The sequence below is a fragment of the Flavobacterium sp. GW823-FHT04A11 genome (genome assembly GCF_058796535.1).
Genome location: NZ_CM179503.1, coordinates 3052583 through 3076789, shown reverse-complemented (window position 1 = coordinate 3076789; position 24207 = coordinate 3052583). Strand labels below are relative to the sequence as shown.

19 protein-coding genes are annotated in these 24207 nt (G+C 32.9%); 10 read left to right on the top strand and 9 right to left on the bottom strand.

Annotation, left to right across the window (positions count from 1 at the left end):
* From AC3QL1_RS13175 to AC3QL1_RS13130, 10 genes are all read left to right on the top strand, one after another.
* Positions 1–675, top strand: a complete 675-nt coding sequence (locus tag AC3QL1_RS13175; protein ID WP_492491982.1) for a lysoplasmalogenase — start codon at positions 1–3, stop codon at positions 673–675.
* Positions 676–832: 157 nt separating this feature from the next.
* Entirely contained in the window at positions 833–1285 is a 453-nt protein-coding gene (locus AC3QL1_RS13170; RefSeq protein ID WP_492491981.1) for a 2-dehydro-3-deoxyphosphooctonate aldolase, read from the top strand.
* Between the two features lie 478 nt (positions 1286–1763).
* Positions 1764–2279 (top strand): hypothetical protein, encoded by a 516-nt coding sequence (locus tag AC3QL1_RS13165; protein WP_492491979.1) that lies wholly within the window; start codon positions 1764–1766, stop codon positions 2277–2279.
* Positions 2280–2290: 11 nt separating this feature from the next.
* Positions 2291–2923 carry a hypothetical protein gene (locus AC3QL1_RS13160; protein ID WP_492491977.1) on the top strand — a complete coding sequence of 211 codons (633 nt, stop codon included), beginning with the start codon at positions 2291–2293 and terminating at the stop codon, positions 2921–2923.
* Between the two features lie 120 nt (positions 2924–3043).
* Positions 3044–3835, top strand: coding sequence for an arylamine N-acetyltransferase family protein (locus AC3QL1_RS13155; RefSeq protein ID WP_492491975.1), 792 nt, complete (start codon positions 3044–3046; stop codon positions 3833–3835).
* 271 nt (positions 3836–4106) lie between these two features.
* Positions 4107–4925, top strand: coding sequence for a 3-deoxy-8-phosphooctulonate synthase (kdsA, locus tag AC3QL1_RS13150; RefSeq protein ID WP_492491973.1), 819 nt, complete (start codon positions 4107–4109; stop codon positions 4923–4925).
* A 16-nt stretch (positions 4926–4941) separates the two neighbouring features.
* Entirely contained in the window at positions 4942–5832 is an 891-nt protein-coding gene (locus AC3QL1_RS13145) for a hypothetical protein (RefSeq protein WP_492491972.1), read from the top strand.
* Positions 5833–5996: 164 nt separating this feature from the next.
* Positions 5997–6674, top strand: coding sequence for a YiiX family permuted papain-like enzyme (locus AC3QL1_RS13140; RefSeq protein WP_492491970.1), 678 nt, complete (start codon positions 5997–5999; stop codon positions 6672–6674).
* An 83-nt stretch (positions 6675–6757) separates the two neighbouring features.
* The gene (locus AC3QL1_RS13135; protein WP_492491969.1) at positions 6758–7210 is read left to right on the top strand and encodes a hypothetical protein; all 453 of its coding nucleotides are present in this window, start codon (positions 6758–6760) and stop codon (positions 7208–7210) included.
* Positions 7211–7213: 3 nt separating this feature from the next.
* On the top strand, positions 7214–7516 hold the full coding sequence (locus AC3QL1_RS13130) for a hypothetical protein (protein ID WP_492491967.1): 303 nt from the start codon (positions 7214–7216) through the stop codon (positions 7514–7516).
* Positions 7517–7581: 65 nt separating this feature from the next.
* Here AC3QL1_RS13130 and AC3QL1_RS13125 read toward each other — a convergent pair whose 3' ends face one another.
* The 9 genes from AC3QL1_RS13125 to AC3QL1_RS13085 form a co-directional block, all read right to left on the bottom strand.
* Positions 7582–8223, bottom strand: a complete 642-nt coding sequence (locus AC3QL1_RS13125) for a porin family protein (protein WP_492491966.1) — start codon at positions 8221–8223, stop codon at positions 7582–7584.
* Between the two features lie 64 nt (positions 8224–8287).
* Positions 8288–14431 (bottom strand): M4 family metallopeptidase, encoded by a 6144-nt coding sequence (locus AC3QL1_RS13120; RefSeq protein WP_492491964.1) that lies wholly within the window; start codon positions 14429–14431, stop codon positions 8288–8290.
* A gap of 92 nt (positions 14432–14523) precedes the next feature.
* Positions 14524–14661, bottom strand: coding sequence for a hypothetical protein (locus AC3QL1_RS13115; RefSeq protein WP_492491963.1), 138 nt, complete (start codon positions 14659–14661; stop codon positions 14524–14526).
* Between the two features lie 166 nt (positions 14662–14827).
* Positions 14828–16375 carry a tetratricopeptide repeat protein gene (locus AC3QL1_RS13110; protein ID WP_492491961.1) on the bottom strand — a complete coding sequence of 516 codons (1548 nt, stop codon included), beginning with the start codon at positions 16373–16375 and terminating at the stop codon, positions 14828–14830.
* Positions 16376–16659: 284 nt separating this feature from the next.
* Positions 16660–18048 carry a M20/M25/M40 family metallo-hydrolase gene (locus AC3QL1_RS13105; protein WP_492491959.1) on the bottom strand — a complete coding sequence of 463 codons (1389 nt, stop codon included), beginning with the start codon at positions 18046–18048 and terminating at the stop codon, positions 16660–16662.
* A 120-nt stretch (positions 18049–18168) separates the two neighbouring features.
* On the bottom strand, positions 18169–20091 hold the full coding sequence (locus AC3QL1_RS13100; protein ID WP_492491957.1) for a discoidin domain-containing protein: 1923 nt from the start codon (positions 20089–20091) through the stop codon (positions 18169–18171).
* A 184-nt stretch (positions 20092–20275) separates the two neighbouring features.
* A complete protein-coding gene (locus AC3QL1_RS13095) occupies positions 20276–21061 on the bottom strand; it encodes a glycerophosphodiester phosphodiesterase family protein (protein WP_492491955.1) in 786 nt (261 codons plus the stop codon).
* Between the two features lie 115 nt (positions 21062–21176).
* Positions 21177–23477 (bottom strand): beta-glucosidase BglX, encoded by a 2301-nt coding sequence (gene bglX / locus AC3QL1_RS13090; RefSeq protein WP_492491954.1) that lies wholly within the window; start codon positions 23475–23477, stop codon positions 21177–21179.
* Between the two features lie 10 nt (positions 23478–23487).
* Complete coding sequence (locus tag AC3QL1_RS13085) at positions 23488–24201, bottom strand: carboxylesterase family protein (RefSeq protein ID WP_492491952.1); 714 nt, start codon at positions 24199–24201, stop codon at positions 23488–23490.
* Between the last annotated feature and the right edge of the window lie 6 nt (positions 24202–24207).

The window sequence follows — 24207 nt, the reverse complement described above, 5'->3', positions numbered from 1 at the left end:
ATGAAACATACTTTATTTTTTAAAATTTATATTGCCGTTAGCTGTATTTATCTCATTATTTTATTTTCGGGAAATGAATCTTTAGATTTATATTTAAAACCTGTTTTAATTCCGTTATTGGGATTTGCGGTTTATGCCTATAAAAGATTTCCATCACGAAATACGCTTTTGGCAGCGCTGGCATTTTCATGGATTGGCGACGTTATTTTGTTATTTGCTGATATCGCCGAAATCTATTTTATTTTGGGATTAGTTTCTTTTCTAATTTCTCACATTATTTATTGTACACTTTTTAACAAACAAGAGCACACTGGAAGTAGAAATAATATTGTTTTTAGAATTGGATGTGGTGTAATTGCTGTTTATTTAATTGGAATGCTTTTGGTTTTATTACCTACCTTGGGTGACTTAAAAATTCCGGTTATTGTGTATGCTTTTGTGATTTCTACAATGGTTTTATTTGCTTTTAATGGCTTTTTAACCTGGTCTAAACCCGGAAATAAATATGTTTTTGCAGGAGCAGTAATTTTTGTACTTTCTGATAGTATTCTGGCTATGGATAAATTTCATGCTCCAATAGAAAAAAGTGCTTTTATCATTATGCTGACCTATCTTCTGGCACAATATCTGCTTGTAGATGGTATATTAAAACTGAATCCTAAAAAGACGGAATAGGTAATTTATTTTTTCACGCAGATTTGCAAATTGAGCAGATTTTATTTTTTTAATCTGCATCTCAATAATTAATTTTTAAATGAATTGAAATTTGTAGAAATTCGTGAAATTTTTGGCATAAAAACCTTTTACATTTGTACCACTAATATCAATAACCATGAAAAAAATAGCGCTTTTTATTGTTTTACTAATTTCTGTAACTTCGTGTATAAGTACAAAATCGACTTTGAAAAATGTAGATGATAACGCGCCTGATTTAGTTTTAAAGAAAGACAATACTTTTGTAATTACTCTTTTTAGCAAGGACAAAAAATACGGTTACGATCCTGATTATCCTGTGAATATTTTTTACAGAAACACCAGAGACGAAGCTTTAAATGAAACTCGTTTCTTAAATGCGTTAGCCGGACCAAATGGTGAAAAAATCACTTATACCCGATTAGAAACCTGTTGTCCTTTTCCAACTAAACGAAGCGATATGGGTGCCGGATTCTTAAATGTTTATGAGTTAAAATGGGCAGGACAAAAAAAACCGGTTATACTTTATCTGAATATTTATGAAAAAGGAATTTTAATGGTTCCGATGGGGTTGAGTTTGAAGAAGGAGTAGAAAACACAAAAACTAATCAAAAACGAACATTTTTAATGGTTAAAACTAAAATAGCTTTTATAATTTTTACAGTTTTAACTGTAATTATATTTCCTTATTATATTTTTATTCTCAGTATTGATTCTGATTTTTTAAATTCAATAATTCCCGGGTGGTATACTACTATTTTTCCGGCAAGAATAATTTCAAATCTATTTAAGTTTTTAATTCTTGTTGTTATTTCGTTTTATTATTGGAAGTTATCTAAAATTGAAAATGAAATAAATTTAAAAAAATTTCTAATTCATTTTTTCCTGACCATTCCAGCGATTTTAATTGCAAAATTAAATGTATATGAGTTTTTTAGAATGTTTTCATATAGTCCTGAAAGCTTTTTATCACTAATTAAAGTGGTAGTTTATATTAATATTTTAGTTAATATTTTATTTTTTATCGGACAGGTTTTCTTTCTACAATTATATACAAGAATTATAAAAAAATGATACACAAACTATTTTTTCTTATATTATTAGTATTTCAAACTTCTTATTCTCAAGATATAAAAATTAAGGAAAAAGAATTATTTAAAATATTTAAAAAAACAATTATTCAGGATAAAAAAGGAATAATTCAAATCAGTTCTAATCCATGGTTTACTGATAATTCAAATGATAATTACTTTAAAAAGGATACTATTATCTTTATAAATACCAAAAGTTATAATAGAAATTACTGCAAAATAATCAATTGGAATTTCTATAAAAAAAATGCTTTAATAATTGGTGATGCTGACTATTGCAACGAACCTCCTAGCCAAAAGGTAACTAAACCTAAAGATTGGATTAAATTAAAAACTTATAATTCTAAAAATGATTTGATTTTAGAATTATATAATCAAAATACGTTAGTAGAAAAATTTAAAGTTTTATCAGTTGAAGAAAACCAATCAAAATATAATAAAGATCAAACTGATTATATTTTAAAGCTTCTGAGGATAAAAACTATAAATAATTAAATAAAACATTCATGCACACGAAGGAGTTTATCATTCGACGGGGAATAACCGATAATTACCCTCGAAAATTAATTTTAACTGAAAATGAATTAAAATTTGACAGCAAAGATTTAAAAAATAATTCTTTTATAACTTTTCAAAAAAATGAAATTGCCGAATATAATTTTGGGGTAAAATGGATGAGATATAAATTTGTTTTTGGAAGAGAATATGTTATATTAATTCGTAATCACGATAATCAAATTATTAAGATTAATTTTAAAACTTATTTTGGCAGAAAGAAAAATGAATATCATAAACTGTGTAATGAAATTTTAACCTCTTTGTGGGAACTATATTTTAGTGAAATAGCAACCAATTATATTCAGAGACATGAAGCAGGAGAAGAAATTAAAATTGGACAAGTAACAGTTACAAAAGATGGCTTAACAATTCTTAGCACTGCTTCACTGAAACCTAAAAATGAATATATTTCCTGGGATCAAGTCAGAATAAAAAATTATGTTACCTATTTTGCGATTTACTCTAAAAATGATGCAATAAATGTAAACCGAGGTTATAGTTATTTAAACGATTGGAATACCAATGTTTTACATAGTGTTGTTAAAACTCTTTTAAAGAGAAAAGGAATTGAAAATGATTAAGTTTTAATAAACTTATAGAAATACTTACTTTAAAAATCCCTGAAAAATAAGTTAAATTAAATCTTTCCTTTCATAAATGCTTTAATTTTGATTGTATTGATAAAATGCAAAAAAATTAAAATGGAACAATTAAAAAATAACTATAAAATTGAAGCTTCTAGTTTCAATTTACAGCAATATTTAAAGAGAATCAATTTTCAGGGAGAAATTCAATTGAATATAGAAGGCATAAAAAAATTGATGCAGAGTCAAATATTTAGTGTGCCCTTTGAAAATATCGATGTTCAGGCCGGGAAAGCTATTTCTTTACTTGGTGATGATATTGTAACCCAGATTGTGAATAAAAATCGTGGCGGATATTGCTACCAAATTAATGGTATATTTTCGTTGATGCTTCAGGAAATTGGTCTTCCGCATTATTATATAGCAGTTCGTCCGTTGGTTAATCCTGCTCCGAATGCTAAAACGCATTTGGCAATAATTGCGACAATCGAAAATGAAGAATATCTGATTGATCTGGGATTTGGCGGAAACAGTATTAGAGAGCCTTTAAAGCTGAGTGAAATTGGAACTGAAATCCAGCATGGTTCTGACACTTTTACTTTGGTTAAAACAGAGGAAGACGAATATTTACTGCAAATACAAACTGGGCAGGAATGGACTAATTTGTATTCGTTTGATTTGACACCACAGAGATGGATCGATTTTAAACCTGCCAATTATTTCAATTACTCGCATCCGGAGTCGGTTTTTACCCAGAAACTAATTGTGGTTTTACAAAACCCTTTGGGTAAAAAAATATTATCAAAAAATTCCTTAAAATCAGTGGTAAACGGAATTGCTGAAATTATCACTTTTGAGGATGATCAACTGGATACTATTTTGGAAACAGAATTTAATTTGAAGGTATAATTAGAAGTTATTTTGCGGAATAATTTCTCATGAAATCCTATAATTCCACAAGAGTTTTAGCCCTGATAGCAGCGAAAATCCTTTTTTGAGAAAGCCTGTTTTTTCTGGTTTTTGCAGAGCGACCGGAGGAAGCTCCTGCAAAGACCAAGAAAAAAAGGGTTTAGAGAAAAAGATTGTAGCGAATAGCAGGATTAGCTTCTTAAAATAATCTTAAATCTTCATCTCGTATTCATAAATCATGACTACCTTTGCACTGTCAAAAAATCATATTATGAACATACAACATATTCCAAAAATTAAGCATACTGATAGTGGGAATTTCTTTTTATTGGCGGGACCTTGCGCTATTGAAGGAGAAGAAATGGCTCTCAGAATTGCTGAAAAATTAGTTGGTATCACCGACAAACTTCAGATTCCTTATGTATTTAAAGGATCATTTAAAAAAGCCAACCGTTCCAGAATTGATAGTTTTTCGGGAATTGGTGACGAAAAAGCATTAAAAATTTTAAGAAAAGTTTCTGAAACTTTTCATATTCCAACTGTAACAGATATTCACACGAATGAAGATGCTGATATGGCTGCGCAATATGTTGATGTTTTGCAGATTCCTGCTTTCTTAGTACGTCAGACTGACCTTGTTGTGGCGGCTGCAAATACCGGAAAAGTGGTGAACCTGAAAAAGGGACAATTTATGAGTCCGGAAAGCATGAAACATGCTGTGCAAAAAGTGTTAGACTGTAATAATGAGAATGTTATAGTTACGGATCGTGGTACTATGTTTGGTTACCAGGACATGATTGTTGATTATAGAGGAATCCCTACTATGCAACAATATGCAACAACGGTTCTTGATGTAACGCACTCGTTACAACAACCTAACCAAACTGCCGGTGTTACGGGCGGAAGACCTGATATGATTGAAACTGTAGCCAAAGCGGGTATTGCTGTGGGTGTTGACGGTATTTTTATCGAAACTCACTTTGACCCTGCTAATGCAAAAAGCGATGGCGCTAATATGCTGCATTTAGACTATTTTGAAGGTTTAATGACTAAGTTGGTTGCCATTAGAAAAACAGTTAATTCATTCTAATTTTAATACTATTTCATTGAAAACAAAAATTTTATTTTTCTTTCTGATGTGTATTTCATTAAACACATTTGCTCAGGAAGAAATAGCAGTAGAAAGATATACAGCACATAACAAAGGAAAATTCTTTGTTTCCTGGGGAGGAAACAGAGATAGCTACACAAAATCTGATGTAAACTTTAGAGGTAAAGATTACAACTTTACAGTGGCAGACATGAAAGCGCATGATAAACCAAAAGGATATCATATTGATTATGTAAATCCGGCAAACATGACGATTCCTCAAACTAATTTTAGAATGGGGTATTTCATTAACGATCATTATAGCGTTTCTATTGGTTGGGATCACATGAAATATGTGATGACGCAGAATCAAACGGCAAATGTTACGGGTTATATTAATTTACCTGCTGATCAGCCCGGATCTATTCACAACGGAGTTTATAATAACACTCCTGTAGATATGTCTCAAGGTGGTGCTGCAGAAGGTGGTAATCCGGATACTAATACTGCTTTTTTAATGTACGAACATACAGATGGTTTGAACTATATTAATAGTGAGGTTTCCAGACATGACGATATTTCGAAATGGTTTGGTTTGCCAAATATAGATAAGGTTCAAATTAACTTAACTGAAGGTTTAGGCGGAGGAGTTTTATATCCTAAAACGAATGCAACCCTTTTAGGAAAAGAACGTCACGATGATTTTCACGTTTCCGGTTTTGGATTCTCTGCAAAAGCCGGAATCAACTTTACTTTTTACAAGTATTTTTATTTACAAGGCGAGCTAAAAGGTGGTTACATCGACATGCATGATATTAGAACTACGGTAAGTAATGAGGATAAAGCTTCACAACACTTTTTATTCTTTCAGAGGATTATTGCTGTTGGAGGAATTTTCAGAATCTAATATTTCTCAAAAAAATATTTAAAAAATAGCTATCATTTATTTGGTAGCTATTTTTTTTATTATTTACTTTGCAATACAAAGTACTTTTTATTTATTTTTATTTAGTAAAAAATAAACAAATGCAAAACACAAAAAATAGTACTTTTAGAGCTTAAAATTAGATCATGAAAAAATCAAGATATCTTTTTCCAGTCGTTACATTTTTACTCAGCTTTTGCTGTGCTTTATTTGTTGCCATGAAGGTTTTTCCAAATAATCCGTTTTCGGGAACTAAACCTGAGACTAAGATGTTTGATAAAATTCAGGATGGCGATATTATTTTTCAAACTTCTGAATCTAAACAATGTGAAGCGGTGCGAATTGCTACTAATTCTAAATTTTCGCATTGCGGAATCGTGTTTTTTATAAACGACAGACAGTTTGTTTATGAAGCGGTTCAGCCAGTTAAAATTACGCTGTTGGACGAATGGATTTCTCATGGAAAAGAAAACAAATATTTGGTTAAAAGATTGAAAAATGCCGAAAAGGTTTTGACTGTAGAAACCTTACAGAAAATGAAAGATTATGGCCAGCAATTTAACGGTAAACAATATGACGCTTATTTTGAATGGACAGATAATAGAATTTATTGTTCTGAATTAGTTTGGAAAATTTACAAAACCGGAGCTGACATTGAATTGTGCCCGCTTCAACAATTAAGGGATTTTAATTTGAAGGATGAAAGAGTGCAAAAAATATTAAAGGAAAGATATGGAAATGAGATTCCGCTTGACGAAAAAGTAGTCTCGCCTTCTAACCTTGCAGATTCAAAATTATTAAAAACAGTAATCGATACGTACTAAAATCTAAAAAGCTGATTCAGATAAAAATTGGCTTTTTTATTTCTTAATTTACTTTGAAATTCAAAGAACTTTTAATTTATTATATGAAAGATTATCTTATAGAGAAAATGTATGAATGGTCGAGAAAACCGTATCAAAAGTATTTTAAAAAAAGTATTCCGTGGGAAATTGATAAGGATAAATTGCTGCAATATCCTAAAGATTCGCTTGGATTTGGATTAGGAGATTTTCTGAACAAAAATCATTTTGATATGCAGCCAAAACTGGAAGATCATGATGTTATTCATGTTTTAACGAACACCGGAATTTCGGTTGCCGATGAAATCGGAATGCAATATTATCTTTTGGGAAACGGAAAGAAAAGTTTGTATTTATATGTTGTTATTCTATCCGGAACTCCATTTTACATCACTCAGATAAAGTACTTTTTGCAGCAATATAAAAAAGGGAAACGAGCACTTCCCTTCCATTATCTGGATTTCTCAAAGATGCTTTCTGTACCTGTTGAATCAATTCAAAAAACATTTAATATTTAAATTATGAAAACCACTGATGAACCTTTTGAAGAAAAACAATCAACTGAATTGGCAATTGGCAGTTTTATTGTCAGCACGATTTTATTTGTACTTTATATTGTTACAAATGCTAGTTCTAATGTTTTAATTATTGCCTTTCCATTTGTTGTTTCGGCAATAGTTCTTAATGCCATAATGTTATTTCATCTTATTGATAAGTTTATTTCCTTACCCGAATATAGAAAAGATATTGCAGTTAAAATTTTAATTCTGCTGTCTAATATCCCCATTACACTTTTGTATTATTCGATTGTAATGAAAGTCTAATAAAAAAAGAAGCAGTCTCAAATTGAGGCCGCTTCTTAAAATTAATAAATGGATGAAATAAATGACTACTTAAAAAAATAACCAATAGTTATTTGGAGAACTCTGTTTTTCATATCATTGTCAATGAAATGATTTGTATCTCCGTCTTTGAATACATTTGAATAAGAAATATTATATCTTAAATCTGTATAAAATTTATCTTTAAATTGATACCCCAATCCAACATTTACAGAAGTATCTATTCCGCTTGAATACTCTTTTAAATCGAAACTTTCCTGATTATCATAACCTAAAAAGTTATCCTTATACTTATTATTTGCTTTTAAAAGTATCCCGATCTGAGGTCCGGCTTGTACGCTTAAACCTTCGATTACGTAATATTTTAGCATTACAGGAATGTTTAAATAATTCAGTTTAATAGTGCTTTGATAATTCGAATTTGTAACATCAGAATCTGAAAAGGAAATTTTTGTTCCTTGCTGACTATACAAGATTTCAGGTTGAAGAGAAAATTTTTTCGTCATTGGAATTTCGACCATAACTCCTGCAGTAAATCCGGCTTTGCTTGATGAATCTAATTCACTTTCGTCAAAAGTAAGCGTAGCAAGATTCAAACCTGCCTTGATTCCCAATTTGACTTTTTGGTCCTGAGCAATGGCACTCGCACTCAAAAATAGTGTGCATAAAATTATTATAGTTTTTTTCATTTTTATTCGTTTTAAGAATAGCAACTCTCAAAAGTGAGAGCTGCTATGTTCTACCTGTAATTTGTTACTTCTTAATAATTTTTGCTGTATATTTTTTGCCTTGTACATGGCAGTCTAAAACATAAACTCCAGGATTTAATGTACTTACATTTATATTTGATGGAATACTTGTATACGTTTTACTCCAAGCTTCTTTACCATCCATTGCAAAAATTTTGATTTGTGCTTCTCCTTCAATTTTATCTGCTAAGAAGATGTTTACAGTATCAACAGCCGGATTAGGGAATACTCTGAAAGAATTCGTTATTTTCCCCACCAACATTCCTTTTGAATCAAATGGCGCCGAAATACTATTACAACCATTACTGTTTGTTATCTGAAGGGTATAATTTCCTTCCCAAACTGTGATTATAGATTTTTCGGTTGCATTTGGTATTGGCCTGTCATTTAAAAACCATTGATAAGAACTTCCATCAACTGAAGAAGTTAATTTTTTATCACCAATAACTTTAATTTCCGGTACAATACTGTTTTCCGTAATGGCAATAGTAGTACTGAATGTTTGTCCAATTCCATTTTCATTAAAAACAGTTACAAAATAATCTCCACTTTCTGTAGCAGTATAAGTTGGATCTGTAGAGCCGTCGAACCATTCGTATGATGCGTAATCTCCCGGAGATAAAACAACTTCAGGTCCACAAACATCTCCGCTTACTAAATCTGATTCGAAAATATCAAAGATTACCTTTAAGGTTTCTGTAAGTGTACATCCATTTTTCGTCACCACGCTTACTTCATAATCTCCCGCCTTATTTATTTCAATGCCACTAGAAACCTCGCCTGTTTTCCATTTGTATGAAGCAACTTTTAATTTACCAGCATTAAAATTAGTCTGTGCATCAACATATAAGCTTTTACCTTCATATCCATGAATTACTGATTTGTCAAATATTTTAAAATCTGATGTAACTCCCTGATAGATATAATTTGTTATTTCATTATTTTGTGGGATACCATCATTTTCCAATTTCGCAATAACATTAAATACATGAGAATCTCCGCTTGTATCCAGTTTAGGCTGCTTCTTGAAAATATATTCTATGCTTTCACCCATCGGAATTTCTGCTTCAATAGGCTCTGAAACTACTTCATCTGTGTTGATATATTCTAAATCTAATTGAATACTGTTTGCCGGAATTGCAATTTGTCCTTCATTTGTCAGTTTCACTTTAAATTCAGATCCGCCACAGATATCTTTTGGTGACAATATTTGTACCGATACATCTAAAACCGGTTCGCTAATTATTTTTAAATCATCTAAAACCATGTAAGAGAATCCACCTTCTTTTGCATGTGTAAATCGCAGCATTATAGATTTTCCTGCATATTTAGTTAGGTTTACTGCTCCTTTTTTCCATTCTGTGTCTGAATAAGTTCCTTGCTTAGAATCTCTCCAGATCTCAGTCCATTCGCCGCCTGTCGTTTTAATATCAATGCTAAGGGAATTGATATAATTGCTTTGCATTCCGTAATAAAATTCTAAAGAAGTTGCATTTGCAGCTAACTTATACATTGGCGAAACTAACTCTCCTTTAACAGCGTAATACTCAAGCTGATTGTAAAGCATTGTTGCCGCAGTATCTCCTGTATGATCTTTTTTAGGAAGCGTTAGATTCGTATTATCAGGGGCAGTCACAGCTCTCCACGGATAATTATCATCACTTTCATTGGAAGCATATCCTTTTGATCCAAATATTGAGCCCTGGGCTATATTTGAAAAGTTTTCAGCATCTAATTGTAGTGCCTGACCAACAACCTGAAAAGATTTTGTAAGCGTTGCTGCCTGATCTTTTGCCTGACCGTTTGTTATTATTTTTACAGTAACTTCATAATTTCCTGCTGGTAATTGCGGAAAACCATCTAGTGTATAAACAATAGTCTGGTATTGCAGGATCTGATCATTTCGCTCTAATACAATTGGTTCACCCACAGCTTTGCCATTTTGGGTAATTTGATATTCAATCGTAGCTTTTTCAACTTTTTTGTAAAATACATTTCTTGCCGCTACAAAAAATTGGTGAGAAGGTGCATCTTCATAAATAATTTCAGGTACACTTAGATTAGACAACTGTAAATATTCTGATTTCTCTGTAATTTTGATATTATCCACAGCAAAACCATCAGCATATAAGCCATTATCATCATGTTTGAATGCTACCAGAACACAAGGTTTTCCTGCATACGGAGTCAAATCTACATGATATTCGATCCAGTTATTAATGTAATACATTTTAAAAACCGTATCCCAGGTTTTACCGCCATCGGTACTTACTTTTACATATCCGTCTGAAAGTCCTGCTCCATCTCCAAAGCCATCAAATGTTAAATGTGCTTCTTTATAATTACTCAAATCTAAAACAGGAGACGTTAACATGTCATTTGAAGAATCACAACTACAAATATCATCGTTACTCGCCATAAATTTTGTATGCTCTGTTAAGTAAAAACTTGGAGATCTTAAATCTAAATCTGTCCCCAGTTTCCAGCCTGCAGCGCCTTTGTTTTCAGACGTTCTCCATCCCTTATATCCATTAGGATCTTCAAAATCCATAAGATAAGGAAGCGCAGTAATTTTCATATCTTCATTATTCCAGTTATCGTAATTAAAAGTATACGAATTATCTTCTGGTCTTATATCCTGAGTCACATCATTAGGAAAAACAGAAACTTTAATGGTATTATCGCCAATGTTTTTTAAATCAATATTCGGAATAGTATATGTTATGGTATCTCTAAACTTGGCAAAAACTAATGATACTTTTTCTGTTTTTGAATAGACTTCATTTTGCAAATTATCAAGAATTTGTACGGCAACATTAACCTGCTCTGCTTTTGTCGCAAAATTATTGATAATTTTAGTTGTTACTGATGCATTCTGATTGTCAATTTTACAACCACCAGCATCTATACTTGCAGCTAAAAGCACTAAATCATAAGGCGCCTCCTCTACATGGATATTATCAATAAAAGCTCCTAAAAATCCATCGTTATAATCATCTGTGGCAACACGGAAACGAACAGCTCCTTTTTTACCTGCAAGTTCAGTTAAACGAACACCAATTGGTTTTTTCTCAAAATCATTGTTAATTCCGGTAAACCATGGACCCGATAATACCCCTTGATCATCGTGATGTAAAGTAGAAGGATAATCGATACCTGTAATTTTTTTCCAGTTTTGATTATCTTCAGAATATTCAAGAATTAATCCGTCATATCCGTTATGAAACAATGAAATAAGATCAAACTCAAGATATGGGAACGCAATATTGGTAAAATCAAATACCGGCGATTGTAAAGTAAAATCAGCGTTTAATGCCATTCTTTCGCTGGTTCCAAGTTGCTCTGTAGCCCACAAATATTTAGAATTAGTATCTCTAAAAGTATAAGCAGATGCCTGCCAAATAAATTTTTGATTGGTAGCCAATGATTTTGAATACCAGCCTCCCGGCGTTCGTTCAAAATCCTGATTGTAAGGAAACTGCGTGATTATACCACTGTACGAAGCACCTATACCGCTATTATTAGCTGCAACAGGATCCTGACTATAGGATACAAAAGCTTCATAAGTATGCAAGCCTGCTGCTGATAAATCGATTGTGCCATCAAAAGAAACTGTCATTTCTGTGTTTCCTTTAAATGCGGTACTCAGCGTAATATCTTTCCAGATAATTTCATTTCCCGGGGCTGTATTTACATATCCTACTTTTAACTGAGATCCGACTAGTATATCCTTACAGCCCACATTGTAGATTGTTGCCGTTAATGCATGATTTGCTGACAACGCTGTGCCTGTATATTCCGGAAGATTTAATCCTAAAACCTTAAGGTCAAAATCTTTTTGCTCAGGAACAACCATAAAACTTGTAGTAAAAGAGATTCCGTCTTTTGCGCCAAATTCTGTAACAGGGTCAAAATCAAATTTAACTTCTACATAGTTTAACTTCGTTGTGCTAATTTGGTAAGGAAGTTTTTCCTGAACTTTTACAATCGTTTCTTCGCCTGATGCCAAATCTTTATCAAAATTAATAACTCCATTGTTGCTATAAATTTCATTCAATCTGCCTCCAAAACCCGGAAACATTAATCTCAACTTATAGTTTAAAACCTCATTTGCTTTAATTAAAGTTGAACCTGTATTTTTAATTTTGATATAAAAAGGCTCATCTCCTTTTAAAGAACCACAAGAAGCAACAGGTTTTTCATAGGAAATTAGGGCTATTTGTTTATCTGCATATTGAGTTCCAATACCAATCGCATACCAGGCATTACTAACTTGTTTGTATTCATCAGAACTAATTCCGTACAAATCTTCCGTAACCATTAAAGTTGCCTGACGCATATCGCTAAAGTTTGAAGAAGGCGATAAATATTCCGTAAGCGTTATGTAGGCAATTTTTTCTGCCTTAGCAAGACCAATTGCTTTAACATCATAACTATTTTTAAGGTCATTTACACCCTGACCGCCTTCGCTTAAAAGGTAAAACCAGTAATTAGTGATTCCGCTGTTAATGTGCACACCGCCATTATCGTATGAAACGTTTGTTGGACTTACCCAATTTATTCCTCCGTAAGTGTCAGGCTGACTCTGAGCTTTAGGGTTAGACATATTCCTCATGCTGCCATGTGTATACAATTCACTCCCCAGCCTCCATACATCTTCTTTTTTATCTTTTCCAACATAAAATTCAACAGCTACACCAAAAATGTCGCTGAAAGATTCATTCATGGCGCCAGATTCTCCCTGATAAATTAAACCCGCAGTAAAACGTGTTACACCGTGCGTCAATTCATGCGCTGTGATTCCCAAACCAACATAAGGATTATTATCAAGACCATCTCCAAACTGCGCCCATCCGCCAGTCCATGAAGCATTTTCGACATTAGTCCCTAAATGGGCAAGACCAATAATTGTCATTCCTTTGTCGTCGATACTGTTTCGGTTAAATTTTTCGCCATAATATTCGATGGTTTTTTGCATTCCCCAATGAATATCCATAGCAACTTCATCATGACTTTTATTATATAAATCATTCCAAATATTATCATCATCCACAAAATCAGTGATTACTTCATCTGAAGCCTGATCTGCGTGATTCATGTTCATGGTATACATTGGCACATTATATTTTCCCTGCAGCCCTTCCAGTCTGTATCCATCAGCATATTGTTTGGTATTAAAACTTACTTCTCCGGAATATCGCGATTTTCCTTTCCCTAAACTCTGGCCTGCAAATTCAGCATCACTGCTTAGATTTATGGTAAGAATTACTTTTCCGGAGTTTGCATCGACATACATTGTCTGGCTTGATTGCGGATTGGTCGCATAAATATCAAATTTCCATGCCAGGTAATATTCTTTTAATTGGGAAGAAAAATTAGGTCCGACATAAACCAATTCCCCTTTTGGTTTTTCGCTTATCTTTTTATCAAGTAAAGCACCTAATTTTTTACTTTCCCAAATATATTGTTTCGCATTTACTTTTCTAAGTGCATTCTCTAAAGCTGTGGCTGCATTTATTTTATAATTGCTGTTTAAAGACAATTTTTTGGCCGTAGATCCAAATGCATCAATCTTCGCTTTATTTTCACGAATTTTATAAATCGCCCCTTCAACAGGAATAGAATTATGCAATTGCTGATACGTAGCCAGCGTTCTGCCATGATTATCAGAAATTGATTTTAACTGCATTTTATCCGATTTGGACAATTCAAAATCTGCTTTTTTAACTTCGAATATATTCTTCGCGTTCAAATTTGAAGATTTGGCAAAAGACTTTACGTTTGTTTTAACGGAATCCTGTGCGTTTGTTTTCGCAATACTATTTGTTAGATTTTGACCAGATAAATTTTGGCTTTGCTGTTCTTGTTTCAGCACTGATTCGCTTTCCGCTGCAGAAAGTTCTTTACCCTTTATCTTTTCTTCTTTCGGAGTAAAAAGATTATTTGAATCACTATTCTGACCAGAATTTGGGTCACTTGTTTTCTTAGAAACCTGAGCTTTTGTCTGGCTTGTAACCGGCGATCCTAATGCTGTTATTGCATTGCCCTTTAGTTTGTTTGGAAAAGGGGACTGAGCCATTCCTACGGAACAGACAAAGAATCCTAACAAAACAAACAGATACCTGGTTTTGAAGTAAATTTGGTTCATTCGTTTGAATTTAAAAATTAATATTATGGTTTTGTTGGTTAATAATCTGCTTTACCGGTTTATAGCAAAACCAATAAGCAGTTTGATCAAAATCAATTCGGGGTTTGATTTTCAGGATTATCTTTTGTTATTTTTTGCAGAATCTTTAAAAGAATTTCCTTTTTCGTTTTTGCTTCTTCTAAAAGCTGTTCTAAACTTTTAGGAGATTCCTTCTTCTTTTTTCCGTTCATTTTAATTTATTTACATCGATTGGGTAAATGTAGAACGGAGTCATAGGTTTTGAAAAAAAAGGACTATTGCAAAAACACTCGCGGGCAAAAAAGTATCACCAAAAAAACACTCATAAAAAAATAAACCAAACTAAATCAGATCATTAGTTTGGTTTTTATTTTATGTTTATTCAGATTTAAATGTATTGAGATAAGTGGAGAGATTGACCTTTTCATTAGTCAAATCGAACTTTTTACGAAGTCGTGTTCGCGCATTTTCGATCGCTTTAAAAGATTGACCTGTAATTTGAGAGATCTCTTTTGTCGTTAAATCAAGATACAAAAGAGCACACAGCCTTCTGTCTTTTGGAGTAAGAGAAGGATAATCGGTATTTAATTTTTCAAAGAAAGATTGATGTACCTGCTCAAAACTTATTTCAAATTCTTTCCAGATGTCTGTATTCAAATTCTTTTCCAAACGCTTCAGTACTATATCAATTGCCTGTTGCATTTCTTTATTAATGGTTTTGAGTTTAATTTGTTTAAGATCCATAAGAATTTCATTAATACTATCTGTACGATGTATTTCTGACATTGCTTTGCCTATCAGCATCATATTTTTTGCTTTCAGACTTTGATCTAAAGCTTGCATATTGGTTTTTAATTTTTCTTTTTCAAGCTGATTTTTAATATTTCTGTTTCGGTATTTAATCAGTAAAATGATCAGAATCAATATACCTACAACTAATATTAGTCCCACTAAAGAATACTTGAAAAGCCTCTTTTGTTCTATAAGCGTTTTGATTTGGGTTCGGGCTTTGTAATCCTGTTCCAGCTTTATTCTTTCAATGTTTACTGCTTTTTCTTCCATATTTATGCTGTCTTTGATGGCATTATATTTCTGAAAATAATAAACAGCATTTTTATAATCTTCTTTAATTACATAAACCTCATAAAGCATTTTATTAAGGTTTAAACCCGAAGAACTATAGGTGTTTTCTTTGCATAATTCTAAACCTTTCTTTGCATTTACAATTACGATATCATAGTTTTTTTCTTTTAAGTTATATTCAGAAAAAGACTGATATACAAAAGCCTGCAGTAAATTATCAACGTGATTGTTTAATAGAGAAAAAGCTTTATCAAAATACGCATCAGCCTTTGCCTTATTTTTTTTTAAGACATAAGCTCGTGCTAAATTTGTAGAAACGTAAACCTTTAGATCGTCGTCTTTTAAGCTTTTATTTACTACTTCCGCCTTATGAAAATAATACAAAGACGAATCTAAATTTCTGCTTAAATATAAGGTTCCTATATTGTTTAAAATTTTTACCAGTTTTACATCATCCTTCTTTGACTTTTGAAAGCGATACACATTTAAAAAATATTGTAATGCTTTTTCCTTGTTTTTTCCCTGTGCATAAATAATCGCAAGATTATTTTCTAATTTGGATACTTCCTCAAGATTGTCATTTTTTTTGTATAAATCATAGGCTTTCAAATAATACTGAAGGGCAACATCTAATACCTCTCTGGCAGAATACATTTTACCTGATGTAATGTAAACGCCAGCCAGAGTACTCTCTGGTTCTTTTGTTTTTTTAGCTTCAGTCTCAGCCAGTTCTATGTATTTTATAGCTCTGTCCCAATCTGTTTTTTGCAGTCTTAATGCAATTTTAGTGCACAGTTCTACTTTTTTCAAATGATCGCTAATAGTATTTACACTATCGATCATCTCTTTTGTAGAAGATTGTGAGTAAATGCTAAAAGAAAGAAGAAGAAAAAATATAGAAAATAATCGTGTCATAATATATATAAAAAACTCAAAAAGAAAAGTTTCAAATTTAAACAAAATATAGGATTAATAATACACAAATAACTAAATAAGAAATAGCATTTATCGTGAATTTGAAAGTATAACTATTTTAAACAACTATTATTATAATTAAAGTCATTCAATTAAAAAGCCGTCTCAAATTAAGTCTTGAGACGGCTTTTATTTTATTATTTAAAAAAAAATTAATTCGCAGTTGGAAGAACAATTCCCGTTTGGTCTAATAAATAAATTAAACTGGTCATTGTTGCCGCTCCAAGTTCTAATTCTCTTTTATTTACAGCGTCAAATTTATCATTTGCTGCGTGGTGATAATCAAAATAACGTTGAGAATCTGGTTTTAAACCTGCCTTAACAATCGTTTTAGAAGTTAAATGATCAATATCAGATCCTGCATGTCCAATTGTAAAACTGTGAACCAAATACGGTTCAAAAAAGTCTTTAAATCCTTGTATCTTTTTAAAATTGGCATCATCTGACTGAATAGAAAATCCTCTTGGACTGAATCCGCCTGAATCACTTTCTAAAGCAAAAATATGATTCTCGTTCTTTTGTTTTGCAACTTCTTCGTATTTAGCACCACCTTTTCCACCGTTTTCCTCATTCATAAATAAAACCACACGAATCGTGTTTTTTGGCTTATAGTTCAGATTTTTAAGTATACGAACTACTTCCATACTTTGCACTACTCCTGCTCCATCATCCTGAGAACCGTCGGCTAAATCCCATGAATCTAAGTGACCACCAACAACCATAATGTTTTCAGGAGTTACTGTTCCTGTCAATTCTCCAATAACGTTATACGACAATGCATCAGGCAATGTTTCGCAAGATTGTTTGAAATAAAATTTCAAAGCAGGATTACTTTTTAAAGATTTACTCAATAATTCAGCTCCGTTTGTACTTATTGCAGCCGTTGGAATATATTGCTCTTTTGGCAAATCACCATAACTTTGAGCTCCTGTATGAGGAAAATCGTCTAAACGTAAATTCATCGAACGAACAATTGTTCCCACAGCTCCAAGTTTTGCAGCTTCTTTTGCTCCTGCAAATCTTTGGTCTACACAAGCTCCGTATGATTTAAAAGTTTCAATATTTTCAGGTTCCATTGGTCTGTTAAAAAACACAATTTTGCCTTTTACTTTATCTCCTAATTCACCAAGTTCTTTTATACCCTGAACCTCGATAACCTCTGCCGTAAGTCCTGTTTTTGCTGTAGCTACAGAACCTCCCAAGGCACAAATCGGCACTACGGTTTTAATTTTTCCATCAAGAATATAAGCCGTTTCTTTTTCACCGCGAACCCAATGCGGCACCATAACTTCTTGTAAATACACTTTATCAAGTCCTAAACTTTCCAGTTGTGACTTGGTGTAATTAACTGCCAGCTGTGCATTTTGAGATCCTGATAAACGGGCTCCAATATCGTTTGACAAATACTCTAACCAAGTATAACATTTTGACTCGGTTAAGGCTTTTTTATAAAATAATTTAATGTTTTTTTCATCGTTTGATTGTGCAAAAGATGTCAATCCGTTTAAAACTAAAACAGTTAAAAGAATCGTTTTTTTCATAGGTTAATGGCTTTTTTCAGGTTACTTAATCTGCTATGTGATAGCTACGCAAAGGAACAAAATTCTTTTTATAACTCATGGAAATTTTAGCGAACCTTTTCTGAAAAATAGTTATAAAAATTATTTTACCTCGATAAGTTTAACCTTTGTACTGATTCCGTTTTCATTAAAAGCTTCAACCGTAAAATAATACTTCGTTCCTTTATCTAAACCTCTAAAATCATACGAACTTTCATCATATACCATAATCGTATTGTATAATTTATCCGGAGCAATTCCGTAATAAATATTATATCCTATGGCATCAGTTTGTTTTTTCCAGGTAATCATTGCATTACGGGAATCTTTGGCATTTCTATTAATTTTAAAATCAGAAACCGGTTTTGGTTTTGCTGCTAATCCGTTTCCGAAAACCCTGAAATCCGATACAGCAAATAATCCCGAAGCATTATGAATGTTTTCCATTTTGATGTAGCGCGCCTCGATTGGTTTTGATAATTCTACATAATCATGCGGAACATCTTTATCATTTTGAGATTTATCAACTACCAAAGTCCAGTTTACAGCATCATCAGACATGAATATTTTGTATTGATAATAAATATCCATTGCTTTATTGTATTGCGTTGCTTTATGATCTGCATAATTGATTTGCAACGCATTAATCTGCATTTTTCTTCCCAGATCAAGCTGTAACCATTCCCCCGCATTACTTGTTTTCGCAGACCAGTACGTCTGAATATTTTCATCGGTTAAATTATTGGCACCATAACAAAATTTCTCGTAGACTTTTTTGCCTCCGTTATCCATTCTGTGTGTCTCCACTTCCATACATTCTTCAGAAGAAGAAACTGTTACCGGTTTTTTATACGATAATAACATCCAGCCAGAAGAAGCTCCTTGCTCATGATTTCGCAGTTGTGTTGGCAATTTTATCGGGAAATCTCCATAAGATGTATTCGAATACATGACATCATCTTTATCAAATCCGGCCGGAAACATATCGATACGACGCTCAAAACGGTCTTTTATCGAAATTTTACAGGTTCCCGTATTCCAGTAATTTCCATAAACATCCGCAAAAGTATTTCCGTGTCCGGCACCAATTACAAATCCCCCCGGTTTATACGACATCGGATTGTGTTTTTGATATACAAATGGCCCTAACGGATTATCACCTACATGAACTCCGTTTGCATACCCTTTAAATTCAGTTGCAGGAGCACCGTATTGCATGTAATATTTACCATTGTGTTTGGTCATCCAGGCACCTTCAATAAAATTTCCCCAAGGTGCAGGTTCCATGTCATTATTGGGTCCAAAACGTTCCCAGCCATGCGAAGCCGGATCTAAACCAACAACCGCTTTTGCCTGACCATAAGGTTTTTGAATATCTTCAACTTCAGTTGCGGCATATAATTTTGCATAATCTGCCTGATTTCCTTTTGGAAGCCATGTTTTATAATCTACTTCAACGCCTATAAGAGGTAATTTTCCACTTGAACCGTAGTACATGTATACCTTTTTGTCATCATCCTGAAAAATGGCAGGATCCCATGTTGGCAGCATTGCTTTATCAACGTGTCGTAACCATTTTCCAGATTTTGGATCCGCAGTTTTCCAAACCGGATGATCTTTTTTCCATGTTGATCCGACATAAAACAAAGTATCATTTACCACCCATGCCGCTGGCGCACATTGGTCATCATCGCCCGGCTGTCTTTGAAAACTTCCATAAACAAAATTCCAGTCAGACATGTCTTTACTCCAAAAGAAACCTGCCTGATTGGTAGCAAATAAATAATATTCGCCTTTGTACGTAATAATAACCGGATCTGCACTCGAACGGCGCGATTCAGGAATTCCGTTGTGATTAAATGTCGTATAATTGTACCCAATATTGATTGGATTACAATAAGTTGATGCCGGTTTATTAGGATCAAACCATTCCGTTTTTCCAGGAATACTGGATTTTTGTGCCCAGATAGTGCTATTAAATCCTATCAAAAGCAGCAAAAGCGATATAGACGATAGTTTATACATTTCTTTTTATTTTTATGTGATGAGTTATTCGTTAGGAGTTATTTGTTAAAAGTATTCTTAACCCTTAATTCTTTACTCTTTACTCTTTACTCTTCACTCTTTATTCTTTACTCTTTATTCTTTATTCTTTACTTTTTATTCTTTACTTTTTATTCTTTACTCTTTATTCTTTACTCTTTATTCTTTACTCTTTATTCTTTACTCTTTCCATCAACAATTCCGGTTCATTCGTTGTGATATAATCAAATTTGTTTTTAATGATCCAGTCCATAACGGCAGCATCATTTACGGTCCAGACATTTAATGTGATATTATTTTCTTTGGCTTCTTTTATCCATTCCGGATGTTTTTGAAAAACCGAATAGTGAAAATCTACACCGGATATATTGTCTGCTTTTACTTCTTTTGGAGATTTATTTCCTTCCAGATATTGCAGAGAAGTTTTAGCATCTACTTGTCGAATTTGTTTCAGAATCTCATAATCGAAACTGATGTACGAAGTAATTTTATCCGCTTTAAGTTTCTTTATGACTTCAACTGTTTTTAATGCCGTTTCTTTTCCCCTTTGTTTACTTATTTCCGAAGGCTTTATTTCGCAAACCAAAAGTGTGTGTTTATTATCTTTTTTGCCTTCTGTGATGTACTCGTGCAAAGTGGGAAGCTTTTCTCCATTTGAAAGTTTAAATTTTATCAAATCGGCATAATTTGTTTCCTCAATAAGAAGCTTGTTATAATGTGCATCGTGATTGATGACGAGTGAATCATCGGCGGTTCTCCAAACATCAAACTCTGAGCCAGCCAGTTTTAAATCAATTGCATGTCTTAAAGAAGCGATTGAATTCTCGGGTAAATTATTGGTTTTCCAGGCTCCGCGATGCGCGACAACTGCGTTTTTCTTCGCATTACAAGAAGAAAAAACAACCGACATCATCACAAAAAGAAAAACGCTAAATATTTTGATAGTATTCATTATACAGAAAAATTAAAATTGTAAGATTTAAATATTTTTTTTTGTAAGATTAAAAAGTTATAAAAAAGCCCTCCGTATAACCAGTACGAAGGGCAATTACTAATTAACAAACCAACTATTTAGTTAACTCAAAACTAACTTTCTTATCGGCATTTGAATTTCCTCCAACGAAAACATCAAACTGCCCCGGTTCTGCTACAAATTGTAAATCAGAATTATAAAATTTTAAATCTTCAACAGTAATATCAAAAGTCACTGTTTGTTTTTCTCCTTTTTTAAGTGTTATTTTTTGGAAATTTTTCAATTCTCTAACTGGTCTTGTTACAGAACCTACTAAATCTCTGATGTATAACTGTACGGTTTCTTTACCGTCATAATTTCCTGTGTTTGCAACGTCAACCGTAACTTTTACCTTTCCGCCGGCATTCATTTTATCAGATGAGATTTTCACGTTTGAATATTCAAAAGATGTATAACTTAAACCAAAACCAAATGGGAATAATGGCTCGTTTCTTTCATCGATATAATTTGATCTGAATTTTTCGAATTTACCTTCTGTATTAGAAAGTGGTCTTCCAGTATTTTTGTGTGCATAATAAATTGGCAACTGACCAACGCTTCTTGGGAAAGTTGTTGTTAATTTCCCTGAAGGATTTACATCCCCAAATAAAACATCAGCAATAGCATAACCTGCTTCGCTTCCTGCAAACCAAACGTTTAAAATAGCTGGTACGGTTGCATTTTCGTCATTAATTACTAACGGACGTCCGTCGAATAAAACTAAAACAACTGGCTTTCCTGTTTTTAATAATGCATTTAATAAATCTTTTTGTGCTTGCGGAATTTCTAAATTCGTACGGCTGCTTGATTCTCCACTCATTTCAGCAGATTCTCCCAATGCAGCTACAATTACATCGGATTGATTCGCTACTTTTAAAGCTTCCGCTAATAATTCTTCTTTCGAACGTGCATCTCTGTGTAAAGTTTTACCAAACATTGTTGCATTCGTTTCAAAAGTTTCATCGTAATCTAAATTACTTCCTTTTGCATATAAAACTTTTGTTCCGGCTCCGGCAACTTCTTTGATTCCAGCTAATAACGAAATCGCATTTTCCATTTTTGTAGCCACACTCCACGTTCCCGGCATGTTTTCTTTAGCATCTGCTAATGGTCCGATAAGCGCAATCGTTCCTGATTTTTTAAGAGGCAACAGCTGATTTTGATTTTTTAATAAAACCAATGACTGAGCTGAGATTGATCTTGCTTCTTTTCTGCTGCTTGCTGTAAAAATTTCTGTTTTTGCTCTTTTTTCATCGCAATATTTATATGGATCTTCAAATAATCCTAAATCATATTTTGCTTCTAAAATTAGTTTTACGGCATTGTCAATTTGTGAAATTGTAACTCTCTTTTCGTCTAATGATTTTTTCAAAGTTGTTAAGAAACCTTCTCCAACCATATCCATTTCAACACCTGCGTTTAAAGATAAAGCAGAAACATCTTGTAAATTACCCATTCCGTGTTCGATCATTTCAGGAATTCCTGTAAAATCTGTTACCACAAAACCTTTAAAACCCCATTGTTTTCTTAAAACATTGGTCATTAACCATTTGTTTCCTGTTGCAGGAATTCCGTCAACTTCATTAAAAGAAGCCATCACAGAACCTACACCGGCATCAACGGCTGCTTTGTAAGGAGGAAAATAATCATTAAACATTCTGATATGACTCATATCAACAGTGTTGTAATCACGTCCGCCTTCCGGAGCTCCGTATAAAGCGAAGTGTTTTACACACGCTAAAATCGAATTGTTTTTAGATAAATCATGTTGCTGATATCCGTTTACCATTGCTTTTGCAATCTGGCTTCCTAAGTATGGATCTTCTCCAGAACCTTCAGAAACTCTTCCCCAACGAGGATCACGGGAAATGTCTACCATTGGCGAAAAAGTCCAGTTGATACCATCAGCACTTGCTTCCTGAGCTGCAATCTGAGCACTTCTTTCGATCAGATTCATATCCCAGGTACAAGATAATCCAAGCGGAATTGGAAAAGTCGTTTCGTAACCGTGAATCACATCCATACCAAAAAGCAATGGAATTTTTAAACGGCTTTGTTCTACGGCTATCTTTTGTACTTCCTTAATTTTTTGTACCGATTTGATATTGAATAAACCTCCAACTTTTCCTTCGGCAATATTTTTTGCAACATTAGAACTATTAGCTTGTCCTGTAGTTATATCTCCAGAAGTTGGTAAATTTAACTGACCCAGTTTTTCGTCTAAAGTCATCTTTGAAATTAACTCGGCTACAAACTCAGATTTTGGCTTAATTTTTACGGTATTTTTAGTGTTCTTTTTTTGGGCGTAACCCAAAACAGCACATCCTAAAAATAGTAAGACTAATTTCTTTTTCATTCTATTGTTTTTATTTATTTGTATTTGTTTTATTCTGTTTAAGCATCCAGTTATAAATCTCCGGATTGTCATAAACTTTTGTCCAGCTGTCATGTCCTGCGTCATCAAAAATGGTCAACTGAACATCTTTTGCATTACATTTTTTTAATTCTTTATAAATGCTGATTGCGTAATCAACCTTTACCACATCATCTAATAATCCATGGAAAATACGAGTTGGAATATTGGCAATTTTACAGGCGCTTTCCAGTTCTATAAGATCAACAAAACCAGAAATAGGAACTATTGCCGCAAACTTTTCCGGATAGGAAAGTGCTAAATTCCAGGCTGCCCAGCCTCCGGAACTTAAACCGGTAACATATATTCTGTCAGCATCAATTTTATTTTCTTTCTGAATTTTTAAAATCAATTCATAAATAGATTCAATGCTCCATTTCTCATTTTCCTTGCATTGCGGAGCCAAAACGTAAGCGTCTAATTCGTGTGTTTTTAAATATTTTAAAGGCCCGTGAATTTTTACTTTTTCAATATCAGTTCCTTTTTCTCCATCACCCGATATAAAAACTACTAATGGCTTTTTATCCTTTGTATTGGCCGGTTTGTGTAAGGCATAACCCAATTCATAATTGGCCATGATAACCGTTTTTATTTTTCCATTTGTTTCGCTTTGGGCAAAACCCATTACAGAAAACAAGAGAATTAATAACGTAGCTTTATATTTCATTGAGAA

Bases quoted from the DNA above. Each gene is read 5' to 3' on its own strand.
- AC3QL1_RS13175 (WP_492491982.1), top strand. From the start codon at position 1: ATGAAACATACTTTATTTTTTAAAATTTATATTGCCGTTAGCTGTATT.
- AC3QL1_RS13110 (WP_492491961.1), bottom strand. From the start codon at position 16,375: ATGATCGATAGTGTAAATACTATTAGCGATCATTTGAAAAAAGTAGAA.
- AC3QL1_RS13170 (WP_492491981.1), top strand. From the start codon at position 833: ATGAAAAAAATAGCGCTTTTTATTGTTTTACTAATTTCTGTAACTTCG.
- AC3QL1_RS13160 (WP_492491977.1), top strand. From the start codon at position 2,291: ATGCACACGAAGGAGTTTATCATTCGACGGGGAATAACCGATAATTAC.
- AC3QL1_RS13165 (WP_492491979.1), top strand. From the start codon at position 1,764: ATGATACACAAACTATTTTTTCTTATATTATTAGTATTTCAAACTTCT.
- kdsA (WP_492491973.1), top strand. From the start codon at position 4,107: ATGAACATACAACATATTCCAAAAATTAAGCATACTGATAGTGGGAAT.
- AC3QL1_RS13140 (WP_492491970.1), top strand. From the start codon at position 5,997: ATGAAAAAATCAAGATATCTTTTTCCAGTCGTTACATTTTTACTCAGC.
- AC3QL1_RS13125 (WP_492491966.1), bottom strand. From the start codon at position 8,223: ATGAAAAAAACTATAATAATTTTATGCACACTATTTTTGAGTGCGAGT.
- AC3QL1_RS13085 (WP_492491952.1), bottom strand. From the start codon at position 24,201: ATGAAATATAAAGCTACGTTATTAATTCTCTTGTTTTCTGTAATGGGT.
- bglX (WP_492491954.1), bottom strand. From the start codon at position 23,477: ATGAAAAAGAAATTAGTCTTACTATTTTTAGGATGTGCTGTTTTGGGT.
- AC3QL1_RS13155 (WP_492491975.1), top strand. From the start codon at position 3,044: ATGGAACAATTAAAAAATAACTATAAAATTGAAGCTTCTAGTTTCAAT.
- AC3QL1_RS13105 (WP_492491959.1), bottom strand. From the start codon at position 18,048: ATGAAAAAAACGATTCTTTTAACTGTTTTAGTTTTAAACGGATTGACA.
- AC3QL1_RS13120 (WP_492491964.1), bottom strand. From the start codon at position 14,431: ATGAACCAAATTTACTTCAAAACCAGGTATCTGTTTGTTTTGTTAGGA.
- AC3QL1_RS13100 (WP_492491957.1), bottom strand. From the start codon at position 20,091: ATGTATAAACTATCGTCTATATCGCTTTTGCTGCTTTTGATAGGATTT.
- AC3QL1_RS13130 (WP_492491967.1), top strand. From the start codon at position 7,214: ATGAAAACCACTGATGAACCTTTTGAAGAAAAACAATCAACTGAATTG.
- AC3QL1_RS13095 (WP_492491955.1), bottom strand. From the start codon at position 21,061: ATGAATACTATCAAAATATTTAGCGTTTTTCTTTTTGTGATGATGTCG.
- AC3QL1_RS13135 (WP_492491969.1), top strand. From the start codon at position 6,758: ATGAAAGATTATCTTATAGAGAAAATGTATGAATGGTCGAGAAAACCG.
- AC3QL1_RS13115 (WP_492491963.1), bottom strand. From the start codon at position 14,661: ATGAACGGAAAAAAGAAGAAGGAATCTCCTAAAAGTTTAGAACAGCTT.